A 21,866-nucleotide genomic window follows, 5' to 3' on the forward strand; every position below is an offset into this window, starting at 1 on the left:
GTGCGCTGCAGCGAGAAAAGCCTGCACCTCGTCCCGGGGCTACCATTGCAGTCCGTCGTAGAACAGTTTGGTCGCGGCGATCAGCACCATGACATACATGAACGGGTAGAAGAACTGCGGTTTCATGTGCCGCACCGCCCAGGCGCCGATCATGGTGGAGACGAAGGCCACCGGCAGAAGAAGAACGGACAGCGACAGGTTTTGCGTATCCAGTTCGCCGAGCGCGAAATAGGGAAGGACCTTGATTGCGTTGACGATTGCGAAGTAGCGCACGCTGGTGCCGGTATAGGTCTTCGGGTCGAGCTTCAACGGCAGGACGTAGATCTGGAAGGGCGGGCCGCCGGCATGCGCGACGAAGCTGCCGTAGCCCGACAGCGTCATCCACAGGGTGGCGAGCGCCGGACGCTGCCCCTTGGGCTTGACCTCGACATGCCGTTTCGGCCCATAGGTGTCATAGAAGAACTTCAGTGCGAAGACGATGGTGATCGCGCCGATGACGAGCCGCATGATGTTCGGCGAGACATAGGCCGAGGTCGCCCACCCAAGCGCAATGCCGATGACGGCTCCCGGCAGGCAGATGAGAAGGGTTTCGCGGTGGTTGTGGCCGCGCCAGGCCCAGAGCGCGACCAGATCCATGACAATCAGGATCGGCAGGAAGATGGCGGCGGCCTGAACCGGCGGCATGACGAGCGCGAGCAGGGGCACGCCCATCAGCCCCATGGCGCCCCCCATCCCGCCTTTCGACAGGCCGACGACGGTCACGGCGGGAACGGCCGCGAGGAAGAAAGTTATGTCTGGAAGAGTCACGGCGGGCCGTATTCCGGTTGATCAATTGGTGAGAGAGGTCTATCGGATTTGCATGGATAAGACGAGGGGCGATCTGTTCAAATGCGGTTCCTCCTCGGCTTCACTGACATGAATGCCGTGAGATTGCAGAGGGTAACATATGGCCGGCGCCGACAATCGTTGCAGACTTGTTCTCGTGGTTCCGGACATAGCGGAAACGTCGATCGCGGTGAAAGCCGTCGCCGACGCGCTGCGCGGCGGAGACGTGGCGTCGGTCATCGTGCCGCAATACGGCATGACCGACCGCGACTTTCAGGACTATGCCGAAAAGCTCGTCCCGCTCATCCAGGAAGCCGGCGTTGCCGCATTGATTGCCGGTGACAGCCGCGTTGCCGGCCGCGCCCGTGCCGACGGCCTGCACATCGAGGCCGATTCGCAGGCGCTGGCGGACGCGATCGAAAAGCATTCGCCGAAAATGATCGTCGGCAGCGGCAACATCCCGGACCGTCACCACGCCCTGGAAATCGGCGAGTGCAATCCGGACTACGTCTTTTTCGGAAAGCTCGACGGCGATATCCGGCCGGAAGCGCATCCGAAGAACGTGGCGCTCGGCGAATGGTGGGCCTCCATGGTCGAAATCCCCTGCATCGTGATGGGCGGCACTTCGATTGAGTCCATCGTGTCCGTCGCCGAAACCGGAGCGGAGTTCGTGGCTCTGCGGACGGCTATTTTCGGGGATCTGGCCGCAGCCGCGCGCGCGGTCGCGGAGGCAAACGCGCTGCTTGACGAAAAAGCGCCACGGTTTGGCGATTGAACGTTGGCATGATGCTCAGATTTGCCCGTTCTTGCTTGTTTCTCGCCGTGCTCGGCGCCCTTCCCGGTTCGGGTGCGCTGGCGGCCGACGATAGTCTGGGCGGATTGTTGCTCGAAGACGACGGTGGGTTCGCGCAGCCGCTACACAAGGGCGCAAGGCCCGGCGCGGCTTCGGGCGACGAGAATGACCTGTTGCAGAGAATGGGTATCGAGCCGCCGGTGGGCGACGGTGGAACGCTTGTTCCAGACGCGCGATCCGGGAGGGTCGGTGCGGCGGATCGGGCGACGATCCTTCACCAGATGGCCGAAGGCCTGCCCGACCTACCCGCTGAAAAGCCGTTCACCGGTGTTGTCGACGAGGCCTATGGCGCTTACCAGCGCGGGCTCTATGTCACCGCCCTGCAGAAAGCGCTGCCGCGCGCACAGCTTGGCGACGCGGTCGCCCAGACCCTGGTCGGCGTTCTCCTGTCGCGCGGCCTCGGCGTGCCCCGCGATGCCAAGGCTGCGGCCTTCTGGTTCAAGCAGGCGGCCGAAAACGGCGATCCTCCGGCCATGTTCCGCTACGCGCTGCTCCTGATCGAGGGCCAGGACGTTCAGCGCGACAAGGCAAAGGCCGACGAGATGATGAAGAAGGCCGCGGAGGCAGGCAACGCGTCGGCGCAGTTCAACTACGCCCAGATGCTTGTTGCCGACAATCCGGGCGAGCGCGGGCTCGAACAGGCGTTGCCCTATTACGAGAAATCGGCCGAGCAGGGCATCGCGGATGCGCAATATGCCGTTTCGCAGGTCTACATGTCGCTGCCGGATATTCCGGAGGAAAAGCGGGCGAAGGCGCGGGAGTGGCTCTTGCGCGCGGCGCGGGCCGGTTACGATACCGCGCAGCTCGACATGGGCGTCTGGCTGGTCAACGGCGTCGGCGGGCCGCGTGACTTTGACAAGGGGTTTCAATGGCTGAGGATCGCGGCGCTCCGCGGCAATGTCGCGGCCCAGAACAAGCTCGCCTATCTCTACATCAATGCGCTCGGAACACGGCCTGATCCGATCGAGGCTGCCAAGTGGTATGTCCTGTCGCGCCGCGCCGGGCTTGCCGATCCCGGGCTCGAGGATTTCTACCTTGGCCTGACCGACGAGCAGCAGAAGCAGGCGATCGACGCCGCAAACAAGTTCCGGCCCGTCTGATCTGGATATCGGTTCACATGCCATCTCCGGCGACGCGCTTTCGGGCAGAACGAACTGGAAAGCCGGAAGGCGATCGTATATTCCGGGCATTCGGCAAATCACGGAAGTCATCGCCATGCTGTCAGAGCTCGACCGGATCGACGTCAAAATCCTGAAGCTGCTTCAGGAAAACGGCCGCCTGACGAATGCCGATCTCGCCGATCTCGTCGGTGTCAGCCCGGCAACCTGCCATCGCCGCACGCAGCGCCTGTTCGATGAGGGCTATATCCAGACCGTGCGGGCCATGGTCTCGCCGCAGAAGGTCAATCGTGGCGCCCTCGTCATGGTCGGCGTCGTGCTCGACCGATCGACGCCGGACAGCTTTGCCGAATTCGAAAAGGCCGCGCGCTCGCTGAAATTCGTGCTCGACTGCCATCTCGTGGCCGGCGATTTCGACTATTTCCTGAAGATCCGCGCGCAGGATATGGCGGATTTCAACCGCGTCCACGGCGAGCAACTGATCGCGCTGCCGGGCGTGCGCCAGACGCGGACCTTCTTCGTCATGAAGGAAGTGATCGACAACGCGCCGCTCGATTTCTGAGCCTCTTGGCCGCCAAGGCTTGAATTCCGGGCCGTTTTGTGGTCTTGAACCCGCCGATCATTCAATCCGCATCGACGAAGACAGCTTTCCGGGCTCGTGGAGCCGAAGCTGCACGATCAGTTCTCAAGGATAAGAAGCCTCATGGCCCGCTCCGCTCTCCTCAATGTCATGGTTCAGGCCGCCTTCAAGGCTGGCAAGTCGCTGGCGCGCGATTTCGGCGAGGTGCAGAACCTGCAGGTGTCGCTCAAGGGTCCCGGCGATTATGTGTCTCAGGCAGACCGCAAGGCCGAGAAGATCATCCGCGACGAACTCCTGAAGGCACGCCCGACCTACGGCTTCCTCGGCGAGGAAAGCGAAGAGATCATCGGCACCGACGGCGCGCACCGCTGGATCGTCGATCCGCTCGACGGCACCACGAACTTCCTTCACGGCATTCCCTGCTTCGGCATCTCGATCGCGCTCGAGCGCAATGGCGAGATCGTTGTCGCCGTCGTCTTCAATCCGGCGACGGATGAGCTCTACACGGCTGAAAAGGGCGGCGGCGCCTTCGTCAACGACCGCCGCATGCGCGTTGCCGCGCGCCGCGAGCTGTCCGATGCCGTCATCGGCTGCGGCGTGCCGCATCTCGGCCGCGGCCATCATGGCCAGTTCCTCGTCGAGCTGCGCAATGTCATGGGCGAAGTCGCGGGCATCCGCCGCATGGGCGCGGTGTCCATCGATCTTGCCTATGTGGCCGCCGGTCGCCTCGACGGTTTCTGGGAAACCGGGCTGCAGGCGTGGGACTTAGCGGCCGGCCTGTTGCTGATTCGTGAAGCCGGCGGCTATGCGACCGACATGGACGGCGGAACGAAGAGCCTGGAAACGGGCGCCGTGCTCGCCGGCAACGAGCATATCCATCGCGCACTCGGCGAAGTTTTGAAGCGCCCGATCGCAAAAGCGTGAGCCGGGCTCGGCAAATCGGCCAATTCGTCGGCCGCGCGACGAAGTTTTGCGCGGCTTTTCCCTTCAATTTTCCACGATTTTCTAATAGCCTCCGGCGCACTGGTTGCGGAGGCGAATGAAATATGGCGAGATTTGGACTGTCTGGCTTTGGTAAGTCGGATCTGGAGGCTGAGGAGTACGGGCAGAAGCTCTCCAGCCCGATGCCCTATTTCTGGACGATGGTGCTGTTTCTCATCATTGTCGGCTTCATCGTCGCCATTCTCTACCGTCAGGCCCAGACCGCCTTCATGGCCAACCCCGGCCTGAACGGCCTCATCGTCTTCGTTTTGTGGATCGGTATCCTGCTTGTCTTCAGCCATGTGCTGCGACTGGGGCCGGAGGTCCGCTGGTTCAACTCGTTCCGCGCCGTCGGCAGTGCCGACAAGGTGGGACGCGAGCCGAAGCTGCTCGCGCCGATGCGCTCGCTGATCGGCAGCTGGCAGACGATTGCCCTGTCGACGACCGCGCTGCGCTCGATCCTCGATTCGATTGCCACGCGCCTCGATGAATCACGCGAGATTTCCCGCTATCTCATCGGCCTCCTGGTCTTCCTCGGCCTGCTCGGCACCTTCTGGGGCCTGATCAGCACCATTGGCTCGATCAATAACGTCATCCAGTCGCTCGATCCGGGCTCAGGCGACAGCGCCGACGTGCTCGGCACGCTGAAGGAAAGCCTTGCCGCACCACTTTCGGGCATGGGTACGGCGTTTTCGTCCTCGCTGCTCGGCCTTTCCGGCTCGCTGATCCTCGGGTTCCTCGACCTGCAGGCCGGCCGCGCCCAGAACCGCTTCTACATGGAGCTGGAAAACTGGCTGTCGTCGGTCACCGATGTCGGCTCGGAAATCGCCGCGGTTGCCGAAGCGGTCACCACGACGTCCGCCGACAGCGGATCGTCGGAAGACATGAAGCTGCTCGTCGAACAGCTGCAGAAGATCGCCGAAGGCGGCGGATCCAGCCAGCGCACGGTCCAGGCGATGGCCAACCTCGCCGAAGGTATCCAGGGCCTGGTCAAGAACATGCGGTCCGAACAGCAGATGCTGCGCGACTGGATCGAGGCGCAGCAGGAGGAATCCAAGGCGATGCGCCGCTCGCTCGACCGCCTCACCGACATCGTCAGCGGGGAATAGCGGATGGGTCTTTCCCGCAACCGTCGGCAGGCGCACACGGTCGATTACTGGCCGGGCTTCGTCGACGCGCTGTCGACGCTTCTGCTCGCCATCATGTTCCTTCTGACGGTCTTCGTCATCGGTCAGTTCATCCTGTCGCGCGAGATCAGCGGCAAGGACGAGGTGTTGAACCGGCTGAACAGCCAGATCAACGAACTCACCCAGCTTCTGGCGCTGGAAAAAGGCAACAAGCAGGATCTCGAAGACCAGCTCGCCAACCTTCAGGCGTCGCTGACCACCTCGGAAAGCGAACGGTCGCGGCTGCAGAGCCTGCTTGATTCCGGCTCCGGCAGCGCCGAGGCTGCGCAGGGTCGTATCAGCGATCTCAACGAGGCGCTCGATTCCGAGAAGCAGGTGAGTGCACGGGCGCTCAGCCAGATCGATATCCTCAACCAGCAGATCGCCGCCCTTCGCAGGCAGATCGCCGCCATCGAGCAGGCGCTGGATGCCTCGGAGGCGAAGGACCAGGAAAGCCAGACGAAGATCGCCGATCTCGGCCGCAGGCTCAACGTCGCCCTTGCCCAGCGCGTGCAGGAACTCAACCGCTACCGTTCCGACTTCTTCGGGCGGCTGAGGGAAATCCTGTCCGACCGCAAGAACATCCGCATCGTCGGTGACCGCTTCGTCTTCCAGTCGGAAGTGCTCTTTGCGTCGGGCAGCGCCGATCTCAATCCGCAGGGCAAGGAAGAGCTTGCGAAACTCGCGAGCGCCGTCGTCGATATCGCCAAGGAAATCCCGAACGAGATCAACTGGGTGCTGCGCGTCGATGGCCACACCGACGACGTGCCGCTGTCAGGCTCCGGCAAGTATGCCGACAACTGGGAACTGTCCTCCGGCCGCGCGACGTCGGTCGTGAAGTTCCTGATCACGCAGGGCGTGCCGGCCAATCGCCTTGTTGCGGCGGGCTTCGGCGAATACCAGCCGATCGCCGAAGGCGAGAGCCCGGAGGCGCGGTCGCAGAACCGCCGTATCGAGTTCAAGCTGACGGAACGCTGACCGGCTTATAGCCGGCAACTTCGTTGGCAAAGCAGGTTTGGGAGGACCGTGCATGGATTTCGACGTCCTGATTGTCGGCGCCGGACTTGCCGGTATCGTCGCCGCCGCGGAAGCAGCCGATCGCGGGCTTAGGGTCTGCCTCACCGATCAGGAGGGCGAACAGAATCTCGGTGGCCAGGCATTCTGGTCGCTGGGCGGCCTCTTCTTCATCGACAGTCCGGAACAGCGTTTCATGCGCATCCGCGACAGCCTCGATCTTGCCCGCCAGGACTGGCTCGGCTCGGCGGCTTTCGATCGTCCGGAGGATTACTGGCCGCGGCAGTGGGCCGAAGCCTACCTGCAGTTTGCCGCCGGCGAGAAACGCAGCTGGCTCCGACAGATGGGCATGCGCTGGTTTCCCGTTGTCGGCTGGGCGGAACGCGGGGGCTCGCTTGCCACCGGCCACGGCAATTCCGTTCCGCGTTTCCATGTGACCTGGGGTACAGGGCCGGCCGTATTGCAGCCTTTCATCCGGCGTGTCCGCCGGGCCGAGAAGAAGGGCTTCGTCACCTTTCGCTTCCGCCACGCCGTCGATGAGGTGATTGTCGAGGGCGGGGTCGTTTGCGGCGCGCGGGGCAGGGTGCTTGCAACCGATCCGGTGGCGAGGTGCGAGCGCAGTTCTCGCGAGACGACCGGCGCATTCGAGATACGCGCTCACGCGGTCGTCGTTGCCTCCGGCGGCATAGGCGGCAACCACGATCTGGTGCGCAAGGCATGGCCTGTCGACCGGCTTGGAGCGCCGCCGTCAACCATGGTTTCCGGCGTGCCGCAGCATGTCGACGGCCGCATGCTGGCGATCAGCGAGGCCGCCGGCGGCCGGGTGATCAATGGCGACCGCATGTGGCACTACACCGAAGGCATCCGCAACTGGGATCCGATCTGGCAGAACCACGGTATCCGCATCCTCCCGGGCCCGTCGTCCTTCTGGTGCGACGCCGATGGCAACCGGTACGGCGCGCCCGCCATGCCCGGCTTCGACACGCTTTCGACCTTGAAGGCGATCTGCTCGCGCGGCCATGGCCACAGCTGGTTCATCCTGACAAAGGCGATCATCAAGAAGGAATTCGCACTGTCCGGTTCCGAACAGAACCCGGACCTGACCGGCAAGAATATTCGCCTTCTCCTCAAGCGGCTCGGCAAGGAACCGCCGGGACCGGTGCAGGCCTTCATGGACAAGGGCGAAGATTTCGCCGTCCGGGAGACGCTTGAAGATCTGGTCGAGGCGATGAACGCGATCGCCGGCGATTCACGCCTGGACGCTTCCCATATACGCAGCCAGATCGAGGCCCGCGACCGCGAGATCGACAATGCCTTTTCCAAGGATGCGCAGGTGACCGCGATCCGTGGCGCGCGCAACTATCTCGGCGACAAGCTCATGCGGACAGCGAGACCGCACAGGCTTCTCGATCCGGATGCCGGTCCGCTGATCGCCGTGCGCCTCCACATCCTGACCCGCAAGACGTTGGGCGGGCTGGAAACCGATCTTTCGGGGCGTGTGCTTGATGCCGCCGGCCATCCGGTTTCCGGGCTCTTCGCTGCAGGCGAAGTCGCCGGCTTCGGCGGTGGCGGCATGCACGGCTACAATGCCCTCGAAGGGACCTTCCTCGGTGGTTGCCTTTTCTCCGGTCGCGCCGCCGGTCGGGCGGTGCTCGCCTGAGAGGTCAGATTGCAGCGGGCGCCGCAGCCGGCATGGAAACGTCGGCCTCGATTTCGTGATTGAACTGCAGGCGTGCGAGACGTGCGTAGATGCCGCCCTTCTTCACAAGGCTCTGATGCGTGCCTTCCTCGACGATCTTTCCCTGATCCATGACGAGAATGCGGTCGGCCTTCAGCACGGTCGCCAGCCTGTGGGCGATGACGACCGTCGTGCGGTCTTCCATGAGCCCGTCCAGCGCCTTCTGCACCAGCGTTTCGCTCTCCGCGTCCAGCGCCGAGGTCGCTTCATCGAGCAGCAGCACCGGAGCGTCCTTGAGGATCGCCCGCGCGATGGCGATGCGCTGGCGTTGTCCGCCGGACAGCGTGATGCCGCGTTCTCCCACCATGGTGTCGTAGCCGTTCTCCAGTCGCGCGATGAATTCGTCGGCCTGGGCCGCAATGGCTGCCGCGCGGACGGCTTCGCGACTGGCGCCGGGGGACCCGAAGGCGATGTTGTCGTGGACGGAAGAGGCGAACATCGTCACGTCCTGCGGCACGATGGCGATGCGGGCACGCAGGTCTTCCGGGGTCACCGCCTTGGCATCGACGCCATCCAGCGTCACGATACCGGATTGCGGATCATAGAAACGCAACAGCAGCGAGAAGACGGTGCTCTTGCCGGCGCCCGAGGAGCCGACGATCGCCACGCGCTCGCCGGAGGAGACCTTGAAGCTGAGCCCGTTCAAAGTCACCTTGCTGACAGAAGTGGGATAGGAGAAGGAGACGTTGCGGAATTCGATTTCGCCTCTCGGCGGCTCGGGCAGTGCAAGCGGGTTTGCCGGCGCGCGGATCGCCGGTTCCTCGCGCAGGAGCTCGCCGATGCGTTCGGCGGCGCCGGCGGCCTGCGCCAGTTCTCCCCAAACTTCGGAGAGCGAGCCGAGCGAGCCGGCGGCGATGACGGAATAGAGCAGGAACTGGCCGAGAGTGCCGGGTGACAGCGTTCCGGCCATGACGCTCTGTGCGCCGAACCAGAGGACGCCGATGATGCTGGCGAAGATCAGGGTGATCGCGACACCGGTCAGCAGCGCGCGCGACTTGATGGCGTCGCGCGCCGCCTCATAGGCCTGCTCCACGGCGCCGGTAAAACGGGCGTTGGCAACCTCCTGTCCGTTGAAGGCCTGCACGGTGCGGCTCGCGGCAATCGTTTCGCCGGCATAGGCGGTCGCGTCGGCCAACGTATCCTGCGCGGCGCGCGAACGCCGACGCACGGAGCGCCCGAAAGCGACGAGCGGAAAGACGATGATCGGGATGGCGGCCAGCACGAGGCTCGACAGTTTCGGGCTGGTATAGACCATCATGCCGATCGCGCCGAGACAGAGAATGGTGTTGCGCAAGGCGAGCGACGCCGTGGCGCCGACGGCGGACTTGATCTGGGTTGTGTCGGCGGACAGGCGCGAGACGATCTCGCCGGACTGGTTGACGTCGAAGAATTCCGGCGAAAGCGCGGTGACGCGGGAAAAGACGTCGCTGCGCACATCGGAGACCAGCCGCTCGCCGAGCGAGATGACATGGTAGTATCGCATGGCGCTCGCGAGCGCCAAAAGAAGCCCCATCAGCACCAGCATGCCGAAGTAGTTGTTGATGAAGGCGTGGTCGGCCTCGTTGAAGCCGTGGTCGATCATCCGGCGCACGGCAAGCGGCAAGGCAAGCGTCATCGCGGCTGCCAGCGCCAGGAAGAAGAGGGCATAGGCGATCTTCTTCTTGTAGCGCTTGAGATAGGGCAACAGCTGTGCGAGCGGGCGCAAATTGCGTCTTGAGGCGGTGCTGTCCGACTGTTGTTGCGCCACTTTTCCCCCTTGCCCGGGCGGAACCAAGTTCCTGCCATGTGGGCCTTGTTATCCTGGCAACGTTCATGTATAGGCACGGCATCGAATTGGAAAGCCGTAGCCAGAAACGACTGCGGCTTCATTTATTCAATTGGTCCATAGACCGCAATGGCTTGCCAAAAACTTGCGACAATTGGACCCGAAGCGCGTCACAGGAAGATTGTTATGAAGGCAGACATCCATCCCGACTATCACATGATCAAGGTGGTCATGACCGATGGCACCGAATACGAAACCCGGTCCACCTGGGGTACGGAAGGCGCCGTCATGAACCTCGAAATCGACTCCAAGTCGCACCCGGCCTGGACCGGCGGCAACCAGCAGCTCATGGACCGCGGCGGCCGCGTTTCTAAGTTCAAGCAGCGCTTTTCCGGCCTCGGCCTCTAAGACTTCGCGCTCGAACAGCTTTGAAAGCCCGGTTTCGCGCCGGGCTTTTTTGCGTTTGCTCTACCCTCTGCGCGCGTTCCTGACGATCGTCTCCCTAAGAAAACTGTAGCCGGTTGCCAGGCGGGCGGCGATGTCGTCGGCTCGGCCGTCGCCACCGTGGCCGCCGGAGCCGAACTCGCGGAACAGGACGGATTGTCCGGCATCCTTGAGGAGGGCGGCGAAGCGCCTGGCGTGCGAGGGGTGGACGCGGTCGTCGTTGCTGGAGCTTTCGACGTAGACTGGCGGGTAGCGCCGCTCTTCCGCGCTCAGGATATTGTGGAGCGGGGAATAGGCCTTGAGGAAGGTTGCATCTTCCGGCTTGTCGGGATCGCCGTATTCGTCGATCCAGGCGCGGCCGGCCGGGAAGGTGTGAAAGCGCAGCATGTCGAGCACCGGCACCTGGCACCAGACCGCGCCAAAATCCTCGGGGTAGCGGGTCAGCATGACGCCGGTCAGCAGGCCGCCGTTGGAGCCGCCCTGGCAGGCGATCGTCTCCGGGCGCGCATAACCGCGTTTTACAAGGTCGCGCGCAATCGCCACGAAATCTTCATAGGCCGTCGGCCGCTTCTCGCGCTTGGCGGCCAGGTGCCAGGCCGGGCCGTATTCGTCGCCGCCGCGGATATAGGCCTGGACATAGGCGTTGCCCTGCGAGAGCCAGAGGCCGGTGACGCCGGAATAGTAGGGCTGCAGGCCGCTTTCGAAGCCGCCATAGCCATAAAGCAGCACGGGCAGGGGGTTGGCGGCCGCGTTCGCAGGCAGGACGAGCCGGTAGGGAATTTCGGTGCCGTCCGACGAGGTCGCCATCAGCAGTTCGGACCGCATGCCGGAGGCGTCGAACAGTTCGGGCGCCTGCGCCGTCTTCACCAGCGTCGGCGGTTGTGAGCGGTCCGCGAGATCAAGGCGGAAGAGCGTCGGCGGCTGGAGGAAACCCTGCGTCCAGATCAGAAGCGTGTCGTCGCCGTGGTGCAGGTCGTCGTCGAGCGTTTTCAGCCCGATGGTCTCGGCATTGGCGGGCATGGCAAGTTCCTGCGGTTCGCCCGTCGGGTCGCTGAGATCGAGCAGGAAGATCTTCGGCTGAAGATTGTCGGATACAGTAAAGATGCACCATTCCTTCAGCAGCATGAACTGGGTGACCGTCTGGCGCTCGCCGGGCGCAAACACGATGCGGGGCCGGTCCAACCGGGGCGGGCAGGCATCGAAATGCACGGGGAGCGGCGCGAGCACCAGGCTGCCCTCGGCGACCGCCTCGTCCGACTTGGCGCGCCAGAGATAGTAATTGTGGCTGAAGCCCACATCGCTGAGGCGCGGGACATCCAATGCCATGCGCTCGCCGCCGTTCTTCTGCAGCCAATAGCTGGTCGAGCCGATGTCATGGCGGATGGCAAAGACATCGATGTGTCCGGCGGACGCCGGCAGTGCCGCCAGCGAATGTCCCAGGCGAAAGGCGAAGGCGGTGACGTCGTCTTCGCCAGCCTCGAAGATCACTGGCGCATCGGCCGGAACCATTCCCCGCTGCAGGATCCTGCCAACCCGGGGCCAGCTCGATCGGGTCGCCGAATTCCGGTCGATGGAGCCGAAGTAGAAGATTTCGTCGCGGTTGAGCCAGGAGGCATGCGCGCGGCAGGCCGGCGTATCGAAGCCGCCGGCAACGACCGCCTTGTCGCGGCAGTCGAATTCGACGTAGCGCATCAGGTCCGAGCCGCCGTCGGAAAGCGCGAGGAGGATCAGCTCAGGGTCATCGATGCAGGCGGTGGCGCCGCGCCAGACCCATGTCTTGCCCTCCGTCTCGCAGAAGGCATCGAGGTCGAAGACGGTCTCCCAGTCGGCATCGGGAAGTGGCGCTGTTTCCTTCGGGACCCGCTGCAGGACGCCGAGGGCGTGCGTCTTCAGCCTGCGAAACTGGTAGAGGTAGTCGCCGCGCCTTGCCGGAATGATCAGCTTGTCGTCGCGTTCGATCAGCGCGCGGATGAGGTCCCGGTCGCGTTCGAAACCGGGGGTACGCAACGCTGCGTCCGCCGCCTCGTTCATCCTGTCGACGAAGGCAAGCGTTTCGGGCGCCGAGTCGTTTTCGAACTCCAGATAGGTCATGGGCAATTTCTCTCCGCGGCTTCTCATCATCAGCCGGGACCTTAGGAGATTCGCATGTCGTTTGTCTGGCAGGATCGGAAAAAGAAAACCTCCGGCGAGAGGCTCACCGGAGGTTGTTCGGATGTGATGTTCCTAGCAGGGCCGGCCCTGGACGTTCCGCCTCACTGGCCGCCGAAGGCCGTCTTCAAAAGGTCGAGCTGGGCCTGGACCGAATTTTCACCGCTTGCCTGCGGTGCCGCTTCGGCCGGGCGATAGATTTCGCGGTCAAGCAGCGACACGCGCTTCTGCAGGCGCAGCGAACGTTCGACGAGATCGCGGAAGGATTCCGGCAGATCGTTCCAGCCCGGGGCCGAACGGTCGACGTTGAAGCTGTCGAGGCGCACCTTGCTCTTTTCGGCGATGACCTGTTCGCGGGTCATTTCGCCGTTGTTGACGGCGCGTTGCAGCAACAGCCAAGAGGCCATCTGCATGAGGCGGGTGGTCAGTCGCATGGATTCGGCGGCGTAGAGAACGGATGCAAGGCGCGGCAGGACCTTGGATGCGGCACGGCCCGAACCGTCCAGGTAGCTTGCAGTCTCTTCCACCAGGGACATGCCCTCGGAGTAGAGTGTCTGAAACTGACTGGAAGACGCCGCGTGGCCGGCAAAACTGATTGTGTTCAAACCGCGGTCTGACATCGATATTTCCCTGTTCAACGCATCACATTCTTGGGTGTCGGACTGGCCGCCTTCTTTACTGGGCGGCACCCGTTTTATCGGTTTACAGGATGCAATCATTACCCCAAATGCGCAAGCCGATTATTAAGAAAGGGTTAATTCCCACACCTTTGCAGAAACCAATGTGAAGATACTGCTCATTGCCAAAGCCAAGGTGCCGAATTTGTTTAGAATTTTAACTAAACTCCCGTTTGTCGGCGTTGTTCCGCAGGCCATTTGCCTTATGGCACCAAAATGGCAAAAAAAAGAGCCACTCGGAAGCGGCTCTCAAGGTAAAACAGGGAGAAATCAGACGATCATACCCAAAGGGCAATGTCCGAATCCAGTGAACTGGATGGTGTCAGTAATGACTTATAAAGCTTAATTTTCCGTTAAATGCCTGTTGTGGCTGTGCCGGGAATTAATATCTTCTTAAAATTACTACGTTTTTTCATCCGTCAATACTTGTGGAATTTAGCGTTTGAAGAAGCTTTCGGCGGCCGCGCGTCCCTTGGACTTGGCGTCGCGCTCGACTGCGAGGCGGGCTATCTCGGCTTCCAGCAAAGCTATCCTTGCCGTCAATTCGTCGGCGGAAAGGCTCGAAATATCCGAACCGATTTCGTGTTCGGTCTTCTTCTTGGGCTTGTCGTCGTCAAACGGGTTCATGGACGTTTATCCCTATTCGGCTGCCTGTAGCCCATCACTCCTGCCTTCGCCGCCGGCGCGCGGGTCCAATTCGGCGCTCTGCGGCGTGGAGAGGGCGTTGGGCGTGTTGGACACGGTCGTGAAGGTCTCGCGGTCCGCGATGGGCACGGCGGCCCGCATGCGCGTTCTGAGGATCGCATAGCCGACTGTGGCGATGTGAGCGATCGCGGTGATCAGGAACAAGGCGTAGGGGCCAAGCGCCGACATCACGGGGCCGCCGACCGTCGGGCCGATGATCGTGCCGATGCCGAAGAGCAGCAAGAGACCGCCGGAGACTTTCACGAATTCGTCGGGGCCTGCGTGGTCGTTGGCGTGCGCCACGGCGATCGGATAGAGCGTGTTGGCGGTGCCGCCGTAAATGGCGACGATGACGATCAGGAACACGACGTTCGTCGGCTGCAGAACGACGAGAATGAGGCCCGCGAGGGCTGCGATGCCTGCGAGTGCGGCCAGCACGTAGCGGCGGTCCATCCTGTCGGAGATCCGGCCGGCCGGCAGCTGCAGGAGTGCGCCGGCGAAGATGGCGGCGCTCATCATCAGGCCGATGGAGGCCTGCGGCAGTCCGGCGCGCGCGCCGAAGACGGCGCCAAGCGTGCCGAAGGCGCCATTGGCGATGCCGATCAGCAGAATGCCGACAAAGGCGACGGGGGAATGCGAGAAGAGACTCTTGAGGTCGAGCTTGACGTTCTTCAGCGGTTGCGGAGAGGCGGCATTCGAGAGCGTCGTCGGCAGCATCGCGACGCAGTAGAGGATGCCGCAGACCATGAACAGGACCGGCGTGTGGACGTCGCCGAAGGATACCACCATCTGGCCGGCCACGACGCCGGAAAGGTTGATGACGAAATAGAGCGAGAAGATCGTGCCGCGGCTCTCATTGGTGGCGCGCTCGTTGAGCCAGCTTTCGACGATCATCGAGGTGCCGGCGGAGGCGAAGCCGGTCAACGCCCTAAGCCCCACCCAGGCGACGTCGTTGACGACGAGCCCGGTCAGCAGCGCAACGATGGCGATCAGCGAGATGCAGCCGGAAAAGGCGCGCACATGGCCGATGCGCCTGACGAGCGCCGGCGCGACGAAGCATCCAGTGACAAAGCCGCCGGCCCAGGCCGTACCAAGAAGGCCGAGGACCGTCGTGCTGTAGCCTTCGGACGCTCCACGAACGGGGAGCAGCAGGCCGTGAAGGCCATTGCCGATGAAGAGGAACAGGGCTCCAAGCAGGAGCGCGAATACAGGAAAAATGTTGCGGCGCATGATCTTATGTGAGCGGATGTTGAATGAAAAAGCAAATGCCCGGTGCCATTGCGCGGTTCCATTCATCTGCGATAGATCGGGGCGGAGCCTCGATCGCGAGGGGCGGAATCATTCCTGCGCCAAAGCATACCGGAAAAAGAGGAAAGGTCATGGCAAAACTCATTGCATTGCTGCTTGTGCTTGCCATGGCCGTGCAGATCATCAAGCCGATCGGCCTGCCGGGGCTGACGAGGCGGGGCGATTTCTGGAAGATCGCGGTTGGCGCTTTCGTCCTGACCATGCTGACGGCGCTGATCCGACCCGGCGGCTGAGTGGTGGATATCCCCGGGGCATCGCCAAAATGAAAGAAGCCGCTGCAGCCCGAAGGCGCAGCGGCTCCAACCTCCCTTGAACGGCGCGTTTTTTATGCTGCCTTCTCAAGATCCTTTTTCCAGCTGCCCTTGGCAGCCAGGCTGTTCATGCGTGCGCGGTGCGTAAACGCCCGCTGGCCGGCAGCGACGTTTTCGGACTTGCCGCCCCACGCCTTCAAAGCGTCCTCCTGCAGAGCACGTCCGTAGGAGAAGGTCAAGGCCCAGGGCATGTCGTAGGTTGCATTCATGGCCGAGAGATGGGCGGTCGCCTCTTCCGTCGACTGACCGCCGGACAGGAATGCGATGCCGGGCACCGCGGCGGGAACGGTCGCCTTCAGCACGCGTACGGTGCGTTCGGCGACTTCGGCGACAGACGCCTTGCGGGCGTTCTTGCCGTCGATGACCATGTTCGGCTTCAGCACCATGCCCTCGAGATCGACCTTCATCTCGGCCAGTTCGTTGAAGACGGTGCGCAGCACGAATTCTGTGACTTCCTCGCAGCGGGCAATGTCGTGGTCGCCCGGCTTGCCATCCATCAGGCATTCCGGCTCGACGATCGGCACGATGCCGGCTTCCTGGCAGAGCGCGGCATAGCGGGCCAGCGCATGCGCATTGGCCTTCAGCGAGCCGTAGGTCGGCAGGGTATCGGAGATGGCGATGACGCCGCGCCACTTGGCGAAGCGGGCGCCGGCCTCATGGTAACGGGCAAGCCGGTCGGCGAGGCCGTCGAGGCCCTCGGTGATGGTTTCGCCGGGGGCGAGTGCCATCGGCTTGGCGCCGGTGTCGACCTTGATGCCCGGAATGGAGCCCGAGGCCTTGATCAGGTCGACGAGCGGCGTGCCGTCGGCCGCCTTCTGGAAAAGTGTTTCCTCGTAGAGGATCACGCCGGAGATATAGTCGTTCATCGCCTCGTCGGCGCGGAACAGCATCTCGCGGTAATCGCGGCGGCTGTCGGCGGTCGATTCCAGACCGATCGTGTCAAACCGCTTCTTGATCGTGGAGGTGGATTCGTCGGCTGCCAGCAGGCCTTTGCCTCCGGTCACCATTTTCACAGCAATATCTTCGAGGCGCTCGCTCATGCAACTACTCCCTAGGCAAATCTCAGCCTCCGTTAGCAGAAGTTTATGGCAATTAAAATGCAGCCGGATTTTATTGAAACGATTGAATTTATTTTAATCGTTTGAAATGTTTGAGTAATTCACACCAATTTAACAAAAAGGAGCGGGAAATCCCGCTCCTTCCTGCGCGCATAAAGCGAAAACGCATGTCTATTGCTTGGTGAGAATCTCGACCCCCGGAAGCTCCTTGCCTTCCATCCATTCCAGGAAAGCGCCGCCTGCGGTCGAGACATATGTGAAGTCGTCGGCAACGCCGGCATGGTTCAGGGCGGAGACCGTATCGCCCCCACCGGCAACCGACACCAGTTCTCCGCCGGTCGTGCACTCTGCAGCGTGCTTGGCGGCGGAAACCGTCGCCGCGTCGAAGGGCTCGATCTCGAATGCGCCGAGCGGACCGTTCCAGACAAGAGTGTGGGCCTTGGAGATCCAGGCGTTGACCGCGTCGACCGACTTCGGACCGACGTCGAGCATCATCGCATCGGCGGGGATGGCGTCGACCGCCACGATCTCGTTGTCCGCGCCGGCCTTGAACTCGCGGGCGACCACGCCGTCGACCGGCAAGACGATCTCGCAGCCGGACTTCTCCGCCTCTGCCATGATGGCGCGGGCGGTATCGGCGAGGTCATGCTCGCAGAGCGACTTGCCCACATTGATGCCCTTGGCGGCGATGAAGGTGTTGGCCATGCCGCCGCCGATCACCAGAGCGTCGACCTTCTTCACGAGGTTCTGCAAGAGATCGATCTTGGTCGAGACCTTGGCGCCGCCGACGATGGCGACCACCGGACGGGTCGGATTGCCGAGGCCCTTTTCCAGCGCTTCCAGTTCGGCCTGCATGGTGCGGCCGGCATAGGACGGCAGATGGTGGGCGAGCCCTTCGGTGGAGGCGTGCGCGCGGTGGGCCGCGGAAAAGGCGTCGTTGACGAAGATGTCGCCGTTTGCGGCCAGTGCTGCCGTGAAATCCTTGTCGTTCTTTTCCTCGCCGGCATGGAAACGGGTGTTTTCCATCAGCAGGATATCGCCGTTGTTCATCTTCTCGACGGCTTCCGCGGCGGCTTCGCCGATGCAATCGGAGGAGAAGGCGACGTGGCGATCAAGAACCTCTTCGATGGCCGGGATGATCAGCGACAGGGACATGTCGTCGACGGGCTTGCCCTTAGGGCGGCCGAAATGAGCGAGCAGGATAACCTTGGCGCACTTGTCGGAGAGTTCCAGGATGGTCGGGCGGACGCGTTCGATGCGGGTCAAGTCAGACACCCTGCCATCGGTGACCGGCACGTTGAGATCGACGCGCAGAAGAATGCGCTTTCCGGTTACGTCCGGAAGATCGTCGAGGGTTTTGAAAGTCGGCATGGGTGCTCCACTTTTGTCCTTCTGGGGAAGTCTTTTTGGAGCGGCCGGAACCGCTCCCAACTGTCGGCCCGGACCATACTACGCCGGGCCGGAGACGCAAGCGGCGGCTCCGGATTTATGTACGTCGCATCTTCTCGATGAGCGCCTGCAGACGCTCCCAGCCGACCTGTACACCGGCCAAGGGCGGCAGCTTGTTGGACGGGTCGACGGGCTCGAGCGAGACCCCGACGCTGGCGATACGACCATTGTCGTCGATCTCGCGGACGATCAGGATGATCTGGCCGAGGCGGATGCGATCGGCATAGTCCGCCTGGCCGCCAGCCCGCTTGTTGATGAGCTCGGCAATCGTCATCTCGCTTTCCGCTTCGCTGAGCAGGCCCGGGCCGTAGGCCGCGTCGAGCTCGCGGGCCGGGCGCGACGGCGAGATCGCGAAAGAGCCGAAGAACTCGTTGTCGTCGCTGGCCACGGGGACCGCGCCGGCGAAGAGGCGGTCGAGCAGGCGGGAGAAGCCGGGATCGACGAAGAGATAGAGGAGATCGTTCTCCTGCAGGCGACCGGCATACTGGTAGCGCATGGAACGGCCGTTGCGCAGGACGAGCGACGGCCGCGCCCAGCGCGGAATGCGCTCGCCCTTCAGGACCGGGCTTTCGCGGGCGACGCGATAGGCAATAAGCTCGTGGTTGACGGCACCCGGCAGGTCGACTTCGAGTTTCTCGACTGCGCCGGTGCGCGGCGGCACGATGAGGCCCAGTCGCTTCGCGGTGGGCTTGATGGTCCAGCCCTGCACGACCAGCGAGACGAGCACGATGACGAAGGCGGCGTTGAAATAAATCTCGCCGTTCTCCAATCCGCCGGTGACCGGCAGGATGGCAAGCAGGATCGAGACGGCCCCGCGCAACCCCACCCAGGCGACGAAACCTGTCTCGCGGCGGGTGTAGCGGAACGGCCGGATGCAGAGCCAGACGGCGACCGGGCGGGCGACGAAGATCAGGAACAGGCCGAGCGTCAGCGCCGGCAGCAGGATGTCGCTAAACTGCGACGGCGTTGCCAGCAGCCCGAGCACCAGGAACATGATGATCTGCGCAAGCCAGGTCATGCCGGCCTGGAAGCGGCGTATGGACAGCGCCGACTGGATTTTCGCGTTGCCGGCATAGAGACCGGCGACATAGACGGCAAGGAAGCCGCTGCCGTCCAGCGCGCCGGTGATCGAGAAGACCAGGAGCGCCATGGCCAGCACCAGGATGGGCAACAGCCCCTGATCGTGCTGGAAGCGCTTGATCAGGGCGACGATCGCCACCCCGCCGACGAAGCCGAAGGCAAGCCCGTAGCCCATCTGCTGAAGGAAGCCGGTGAGCAGGGTCAGGTCCAGATCCTGAAAGGACTGGCCGGCGGCGATGATGTTGACAAGCGTGAGCGTCAGGAAGATCGCGAAGGGGTCGTTGGTGCCGGATTCCACTTCCAGGGTCGAGCGAACATTGTCACGAATGTGAATGCCGCCGATGCGCAGCAGGAAGAACACGGCGGCGGCATCGGTCGAACCGACGATCGCTCCCAGAAGCAGGCCTTCGGGGAAGGAGAAGCCGAGCAACACCATCGCCGCCAGCCCGAAGATTGCCGACGTGATCAGCACGCCGACGATCGACAGGACAAGGGCCGGCGCGGCCGCCTGCCTGAAGGATTGCAAAGAGGTGCCGAAACCCGAATCAAACAGGATCACCGCCAGCGCGATCGACCCGATGAAATAGGCAAGATTGTAGTTGCTGAACTCGATGCCGAACCCGTCTACGCCGGTTACGATACCGATCAGAAGAAAAAGCAGAAGAAGGGGAGCACCAAACCGGAAGGCAATAAGGCTTGAAAAAATTGCAAACAGCACGAGTACCATGCTGATGAAAATGGCTATGTAAAATGACTCCAAATATGCCCCCTGTCGATCTCGGAACCCTGCTTTTGCAACATAGGCGCGCAATGCGGAGATTTTGAGATAGCCGGCTGAAAATTTTGGATTTTTTCGCCGACGAGCGGCGCGTTCAGAGAACCGGCGTCCGCATGTCGAAACGGTCGCGAATGGTTGCGCAGGTATCGCCGCCGAGACGGGCGATCGCGTCGATCCCGGCGGGGTCAACATGCAGCCGTTCGTCGACGATGCCGTCCTGGTAGTGGGCATAGACAATCTCGCCGAGAATGATCTGCCGCGACTTGCCGAGTTCGAGCGTCATGTGCCGGCGGCACTCAAGCGCGGCCGGCGCTTCACGGATATAGGGCGACGCGACCTTGACGCCCGGCATGGCGGTCAGGCCCGCCTCCTTCAGTTCATCGACACCGCGCGGATACTTCGCCGCGCAGACATGCATGGCCTCGGCGATCGCGTGCGACACGATGTTGACGGTGAACACCTCGGTCATGCGGATATTGTGGCTGGTGTCCTTGAAGGACATGTCGGGATTGAGCTCGACGCCGAGGGCGATGATTGGCGGATCGGCCGACAGGCAGTTGAAGAAGGAGAACGGTGCGGCGTTCACGCGGCCGTCTTCGTCGACGCTGGTCACCAGCGCGATCGGCCGCGGGATGATGGTACCGATCATCAGCTTGTAGCGTTCGCGGGCGGAGAGCGCGGAGAAATCGAAGCCGGTGAGCGAAGGGGAAAGGGTGTCGGTGGTCTGGGGCATGGCGGGCCTTTGCATAGCGGTGTCTTGTGTCACAATGACCGATCCGGAGGCGTCCACCAAGGTTCATTCTCGCAGTGCAACAAAAAAGCGCGCCGGAGAGGGCGCGCTTTCTCGATATCTGAGCTCGACTGATCGTCAGATGAGCTTTGCCATTGCGACAGCCGTGTCGGACATACGGTTGGAGAAGCCCCACTCGTTGTCGTACCAGGACAGGACCGAAACCATCGTACCGTCCATGACCTTGGTCTGGTCGAGGGCAACCGTCGAGGAATGCGGATCGTGGTTGAAGTCGATCGAGACGTTCGGATGACGGGTATAGGCCAGGATGCCCTTCAGGCGGCCATCGGCAGCGGCGATCAGCGCATTGTTGATCTGCTCGGCGGTCACTTCCTTCGACGGAATGAACTTGAAGTCGACGAGCGAGACGTTCGGGGTCGGGACGCGGACGGAGATGCCGTCGAGCTTGCCCTTCAGCGACGGGATGACGAGGCCGATGGCCTTGGCAGCGCCGGTCGAGGTCGGGATCTGGCTCATCGCGGCCGCACGGGCGCGGTAGAGATCCTTGTGCATCGTGTCGAGCGTCGGCTGGTCGCCGGTGTAGGAGTGGATCGTCGTCATCATGCCGCGGACGATGCCGAATTCCGAATGCAGAACGTCGACGAGCGGTGCCAGGCAGTTGGTCGTGCACGAGGCGTTGGAGACGACGAGGTCGTCCTTGGTCAGGGCCGAGTGGTTCACGCCGTAGACGATCGTCTTGTCGGCGCCGTCGGACGGAGCCGAAACGAGAACGCGCTTGGCGCCGGCGGCGAGGTGGGCGGAGGCCTTTTCCTTCGAGGTGAAGATGCCGGTGCATTCCATCACGATGTCGATGCCGAGGTCGCCCCAGGGCAGCTTGGACGGATCACGCTCTGCAAAGACCTTGAAGCTCTCGGAGCCGACGGAGATCACGTCGCCATCGACGGAGACTTCATGCGGGAAGCGGCCATGAACCGAATCATAGCGCATCAGGTGAGCGTTCGTTTCGACCGGGCCCAGGTCGTTGACGGCCACGACGTCGATGTCCTTGCGGCCGGACTCGTAGATCGCCCGGAGGACGTTGCGGCCGATACGGCCGAAACCATTGATGGCAACTTTTACAGTCATTGCTCGAACTCCC

The 21,866-nt window shown here is 62.8% G+C and carries 21 protein-coding genes; 10 read left to right on the forward strand and 11 right to left on the reverse strand.

The genetic code is table 11. From position 1 onward, the window contains the following. Window positions 1-39: 39 nt before the first annotated feature. Window positions 40-807, reverse strand: a complete 768-nt coding sequence (locus tag ACU5AZ_RS13345; RefSeq protein ID WP_446822839.1) for a sulfite exporter TauE/SafE family protein — start codon at window positions 805-807, stop codon at window positions 40-42. 139 nt (window positions 808-946) lie between these two features. On the opposite strand from ACU5AZ_RS13345, the gene ACU5AZ_RS13350 reads away from it, so the two are divergent. From ACU5AZ_RS13350 to ACU5AZ_RS13380, 7 genes are all read left to right on the forward strand, one after another. Next, complete coding sequence (locus tag ACU5AZ_RS13350; RefSeq protein WP_446822840.1) at window positions 947-1,600, forward strand: thiamine phosphate synthase; 654 nt, start codon at window positions 947-949, stop codon at window positions 1,598-1,600. Window positions 1,601-1,608: 8 nt separating this feature from the next. Then, window positions 1,609-2,778: a tetratricopeptide repeat protein gene (locus ACU5AZ_RS13355; protein ID WP_446822841.1), complete on the forward strand. Its 1,170-nt coding sequence runs from the start codon at window positions 1,609-1,611 to the stop codon at window positions 2,776-2,778. Window positions 2,779-2,893: 115 nt separating this feature from the next. Further along, complete coding sequence (locus ACU5AZ_RS13360) at window positions 2,894-3,358, forward strand: Lrp/AsnC family transcriptional regulator (RefSeq protein ID WP_261928792.1); 465 nt, start codon at window positions 2,894-2,896, stop codon at window positions 3,356-3,358. A gap of 141 nt (window positions 3,359-3,499) precedes the next feature. Then, entirely contained in the window at window positions 3,500-4,300 is an 801-nt protein-coding gene (locus ACU5AZ_RS13365; RefSeq protein ID WP_261928793.1) for an inositol monophosphatase family protein, read from the forward strand. A gap of 122 nt (window positions 4,301-4,422) precedes the next feature. Then, entirely contained in the window at window positions 4,423-5,466 is a 1,044-nt protein-coding gene (locus ACU5AZ_RS13370) for a MotA/TolQ/ExbB proton channel family protein (protein ID WP_446822842.1), read from the forward strand. Window positions 5,467-5,469: 3 nt separating this feature from the next. Continuing rightward, window positions 5,470-6,501: a peptidoglycan -binding protein gene (locus tag ACU5AZ_RS13375; RefSeq protein WP_446822843.1), complete on the forward strand. Its 1,032-nt coding sequence runs from the start codon at window positions 5,470-5,472 to the stop codon at window positions 6,499-6,501. A gap of 52 nt (window positions 6,502-6,553) precedes the next feature. After that, on the forward strand, window positions 6,554-8,197 hold the full coding sequence (locus ACU5AZ_RS13380) for an FAD-binding dehydrogenase (RefSeq protein ID WP_446822844.1): 1,644 nt from the start codon (window positions 6,554-6,556) through the stop codon (window positions 8,195-8,197). A gap of 4 nt (window positions 8,198-8,201) precedes the next feature. Here ACU5AZ_RS13380 and ACU5AZ_RS13385 read toward each other — a convergent pair whose 3' ends face one another. Next, complete coding sequence (locus tag ACU5AZ_RS13385; RefSeq protein WP_446822845.1) at window positions 8,202-10,022, reverse strand: ABC transporter transmembrane domain-containing protein; 1,821 nt, start codon at window positions 10,020-10,022, stop codon at window positions 8,202-8,204. 204 nt (window positions 10,023-10,226) lie between these two features. On the opposite strand from ACU5AZ_RS13385, the gene rpmE reads away from it, so the two are divergent. Further along, window positions 10,227-10,448 (forward strand): 50S ribosomal protein L31, encoded by a 222-nt coding sequence (gene rpmE / locus ACU5AZ_RS13390; RefSeq protein ID WP_261928797.1) that lies wholly within the window; start codon window positions 10,227-10,229, stop codon window positions 10,446-10,448. A 60-nt stretch (window positions 10,449-10,508) separates the two neighbouring features. On the opposite strand, the gene ACU5AZ_RS13395 is transcribed toward rpmE, so the two are convergent. Both ACU5AZ_RS13395 and rcdA read right to left on the reverse strand, forming a co-directional pair. After that, the gene (locus ACU5AZ_RS13395) at window positions 10,509-12,575 is read right to left on the reverse strand and encodes a prolyl oligopeptidase family serine peptidase (protein ID WP_446822846.1); all 2,067 of its coding nucleotides are present in this window, start codon (window positions 12,573-12,575) and stop codon (window positions 10,509-10,511) included. A gap of 161 nt (window positions 12,576-12,736) precedes the next feature. Continuing rightward, entirely contained in the window at window positions 12,737-13,252 is a 516-nt protein-coding gene (gene rcdA, locus ACU5AZ_RS13400; protein ID WP_446822847.1) for a protease adaptor protein RcdA, read from the reverse strand. Window positions 13,253-13,415: 163 nt separating this feature from the next. On the opposite strand from rcdA, the gene ACU5AZ_RS13405 reads away from it, so the two are divergent. After that, window positions 13,416-13,655, forward strand: a complete 240-nt coding sequence (locus ACU5AZ_RS13405) for a hypothetical protein (protein WP_446822848.1) — start codon at window positions 13,416-13,418, stop codon at window positions 13,653-13,655. Window positions 13,656-13,744: 89 nt separating this feature from the next. On the opposite strand, the gene ACU5AZ_RS13410 is transcribed toward ACU5AZ_RS13405, so the two are convergent. Further along, entirely contained in the window at window positions 13,745-13,936 is a 192-nt protein-coding gene (locus ACU5AZ_RS13410; RefSeq protein WP_446822849.1) for a DUF1192 domain-containing protein, read from the reverse strand. A gap of 12 nt (window positions 13,937-13,948) precedes the next feature. Further along, complete coding sequence (locus ACU5AZ_RS13415; RefSeq protein WP_446822850.1) at window positions 13,949-15,223, reverse strand: MFS transporter; 1,275 nt, start codon at window positions 15,221-15,223, stop codon at window positions 13,949-13,951. A gap of 149 nt (window positions 15,224-15,372) precedes the next feature. Between ACU5AZ_RS13415 and ACU5AZ_RS13420 the strand changes: the two genes are divergently transcribed. Further along, the gene (locus tag ACU5AZ_RS13420) at window positions 15,373-15,534 is read left to right on the forward strand and encodes a hypothetical protein (protein ID WP_261928802.1); all 162 of its coding nucleotides are present in this window, start codon (window positions 15,373-15,375) and stop codon (window positions 15,532-15,534) included. Window positions 15,535-15,626: 92 nt separating this feature from the next. Here ACU5AZ_RS13420 and ACU5AZ_RS13425 read toward each other — a convergent pair whose 3' ends face one another. From ACU5AZ_RS13425 to gap, 5 genes are all read right to left on the reverse strand, one after another. Next, window positions 15,627-16,652, reverse strand: a complete 1,026-nt coding sequence (locus tag ACU5AZ_RS13425; RefSeq protein ID WP_446822851.1) for a class I fructose-bisphosphate aldolase — start codon at window positions 16,650-16,652, stop codon at window positions 15,627-15,629. Between the two features lie 189 nt (window positions 16,653-16,841). Next, on the reverse strand, window positions 16,842-18,041 hold the full coding sequence (locus tag ACU5AZ_RS13430) for a phosphoglycerate kinase (RefSeq protein ID WP_446822852.1): 1,200 nt from the start codon (window positions 18,039-18,041) through the stop codon (window positions 16,842-16,844). Between the two features lie 115 nt (window positions 18,042-18,156). Further along, a complete protein-coding gene (locus ACU5AZ_RS13435; RefSeq protein WP_446822853.1) occupies window positions 18,157-19,959 on the reverse strand; it encodes a potassium/proton antiporter in 1,803 nt (600 codons plus the stop codon). Window positions 19,960-20,071: 112 nt separating this feature from the next. Then, complete coding sequence (locus tag ACU5AZ_RS13440; RefSeq protein WP_446822854.1) at window positions 20,072-20,710, reverse strand: flavin reductase family protein; 639 nt, start codon at window positions 20,708-20,710, stop codon at window positions 20,072-20,074. 135 nt (window positions 20,711-20,845) lie between these two features. After that, window positions 20,846-21,853: a type I glyceraldehyde-3-phosphate dehydrogenase gene (gene gap, locus ACU5AZ_RS13445; protein ID WP_446822855.1), complete on the reverse strand. Its 1,008-nt coding sequence runs from the start codon at window positions 21,851-21,853 to the stop codon at window positions 20,846-20,848. Window positions 21,854-21,866 lie beyond the last annotated feature (13 nt).

The sequence above is a fragment of the Rhizobium sp. PAMB 3182 genome (assembly GCF_052908355.1).

What these genes read in the sequence shown, in the direction of transcription:
- ACU5AZ_RS13440 (WP_446822854.1), bottom strand. Translation starts at nt 20,710, where the DNA reads ATGCCCCAGACCACCGACACCCTTTCCCCTTCGCTCACCGGCTTCGAT.
- rpmE (WP_261928797.1), top strand. Translation starts at nt 10,227, where the DNA reads ATGAAGGCAGACATCCATCCCGACTATCACATGATCAAGGTGGTCATG.
- rcdA (WP_446822847.1), bottom strand. Translation starts at nt 13,252, where the DNA reads ATGTCAGACCGCGGTTTGAACACAATCAGTTTTGCCGGCCACGCGGCG.
- ACU5AZ_RS13375 (WP_446822843.1), top strand. Translation starts at nt 5,470, where the DNA reads ATGGGTCTTTCCCGCAACCGTCGGCAGGCGCACACGGTCGATTACTGG.
- ACU5AZ_RS13420 (WP_261928802.1), top strand. Translation starts at nt 15,373, where the DNA reads ATGGCAAAACTCATTGCATTGCTGCTTGTGCTTGCCATGGCCGTGCAG.
- ACU5AZ_RS13415 (WP_446822850.1), bottom strand. Translation starts at nt 15,223, where the DNA reads ATGCGCCGCAACATTTTTCCTGTATTCGCGCTCCTGCTTGGAGCCCTG.
- ACU5AZ_RS13430 (WP_446822852.1), bottom strand. Translation starts at nt 18,041, where the DNA reads ATGCCGACTTTCAAAACCCTCGACGATCTTCCGGACGTAACCGGAAAG.
- ACU5AZ_RS13425 (WP_446822851.1), bottom strand. Translation starts at nt 16,652, where the DNA reads ATGAGCGAGCGCCTCGAAGATATTGCTGTGAAAATGGTGACCGGAGGC.
- ACU5AZ_RS13370 (WP_446822842.1), top strand. Translation starts at nt 4,423, where the DNA reads ATGGCGAGATTTGGACTGTCTGGCTTTGGTAAGTCGGATCTGGAGGCT.
- ACU5AZ_RS13410 (WP_446822849.1), bottom strand. Translation starts at nt 13,936, where the DNA reads ATGAACCCGTTTGACGACGACAAGCCCAAGAAGAAGACCGAACACGAA.
- ACU5AZ_RS13355 (WP_446822841.1), top strand. Translation starts at nt 1,609, where the DNA reads ATGATGCTCAGATTTGCCCGTTCTTGCTTGTTTCTCGCCGTGCTCGGC.
- ACU5AZ_RS13365 (WP_261928793.1), top strand. Translation starts at nt 3,500, where the DNA reads ATGGCCCGCTCCGCTCTCCTCAATGTCATGGTTCAGGCCGCCTTCAAG.
- ACU5AZ_RS13380 (WP_446822844.1), top strand. Translation starts at nt 6,554, where the DNA reads ATGGATTTCGACGTCCTGATTGTCGGCGCCGGACTTGCCGGTATCGTC.
- ACU5AZ_RS13395 (WP_446822846.1), bottom strand. Translation starts at nt 12,575, where the DNA reads ATGACCTATCTGGAGTTCGAAAACGACTCGGCGCCCGAAACGCTTGCC.
- ACU5AZ_RS13350 (WP_446822840.1), top strand. Translation starts at nt 947, where the DNA reads ATGGCCGGCGCCGACAATCGTTGCAGACTTGTTCTCGTGGTTCCGGAC.
- ACU5AZ_RS13360 (WP_261928792.1), top strand. Translation starts at nt 2,894, where the DNA reads ATGCTGTCAGAGCTCGACCGGATCGACGTCAAAATCCTGAAGCTGCTT.
- gap (WP_446822855.1), bottom strand. Translation starts at nt 21,853, where the DNA reads ATGACTGTAAAAGTTGCCATCAATGGTTTCGGCCGTATCGGCCGCAAC.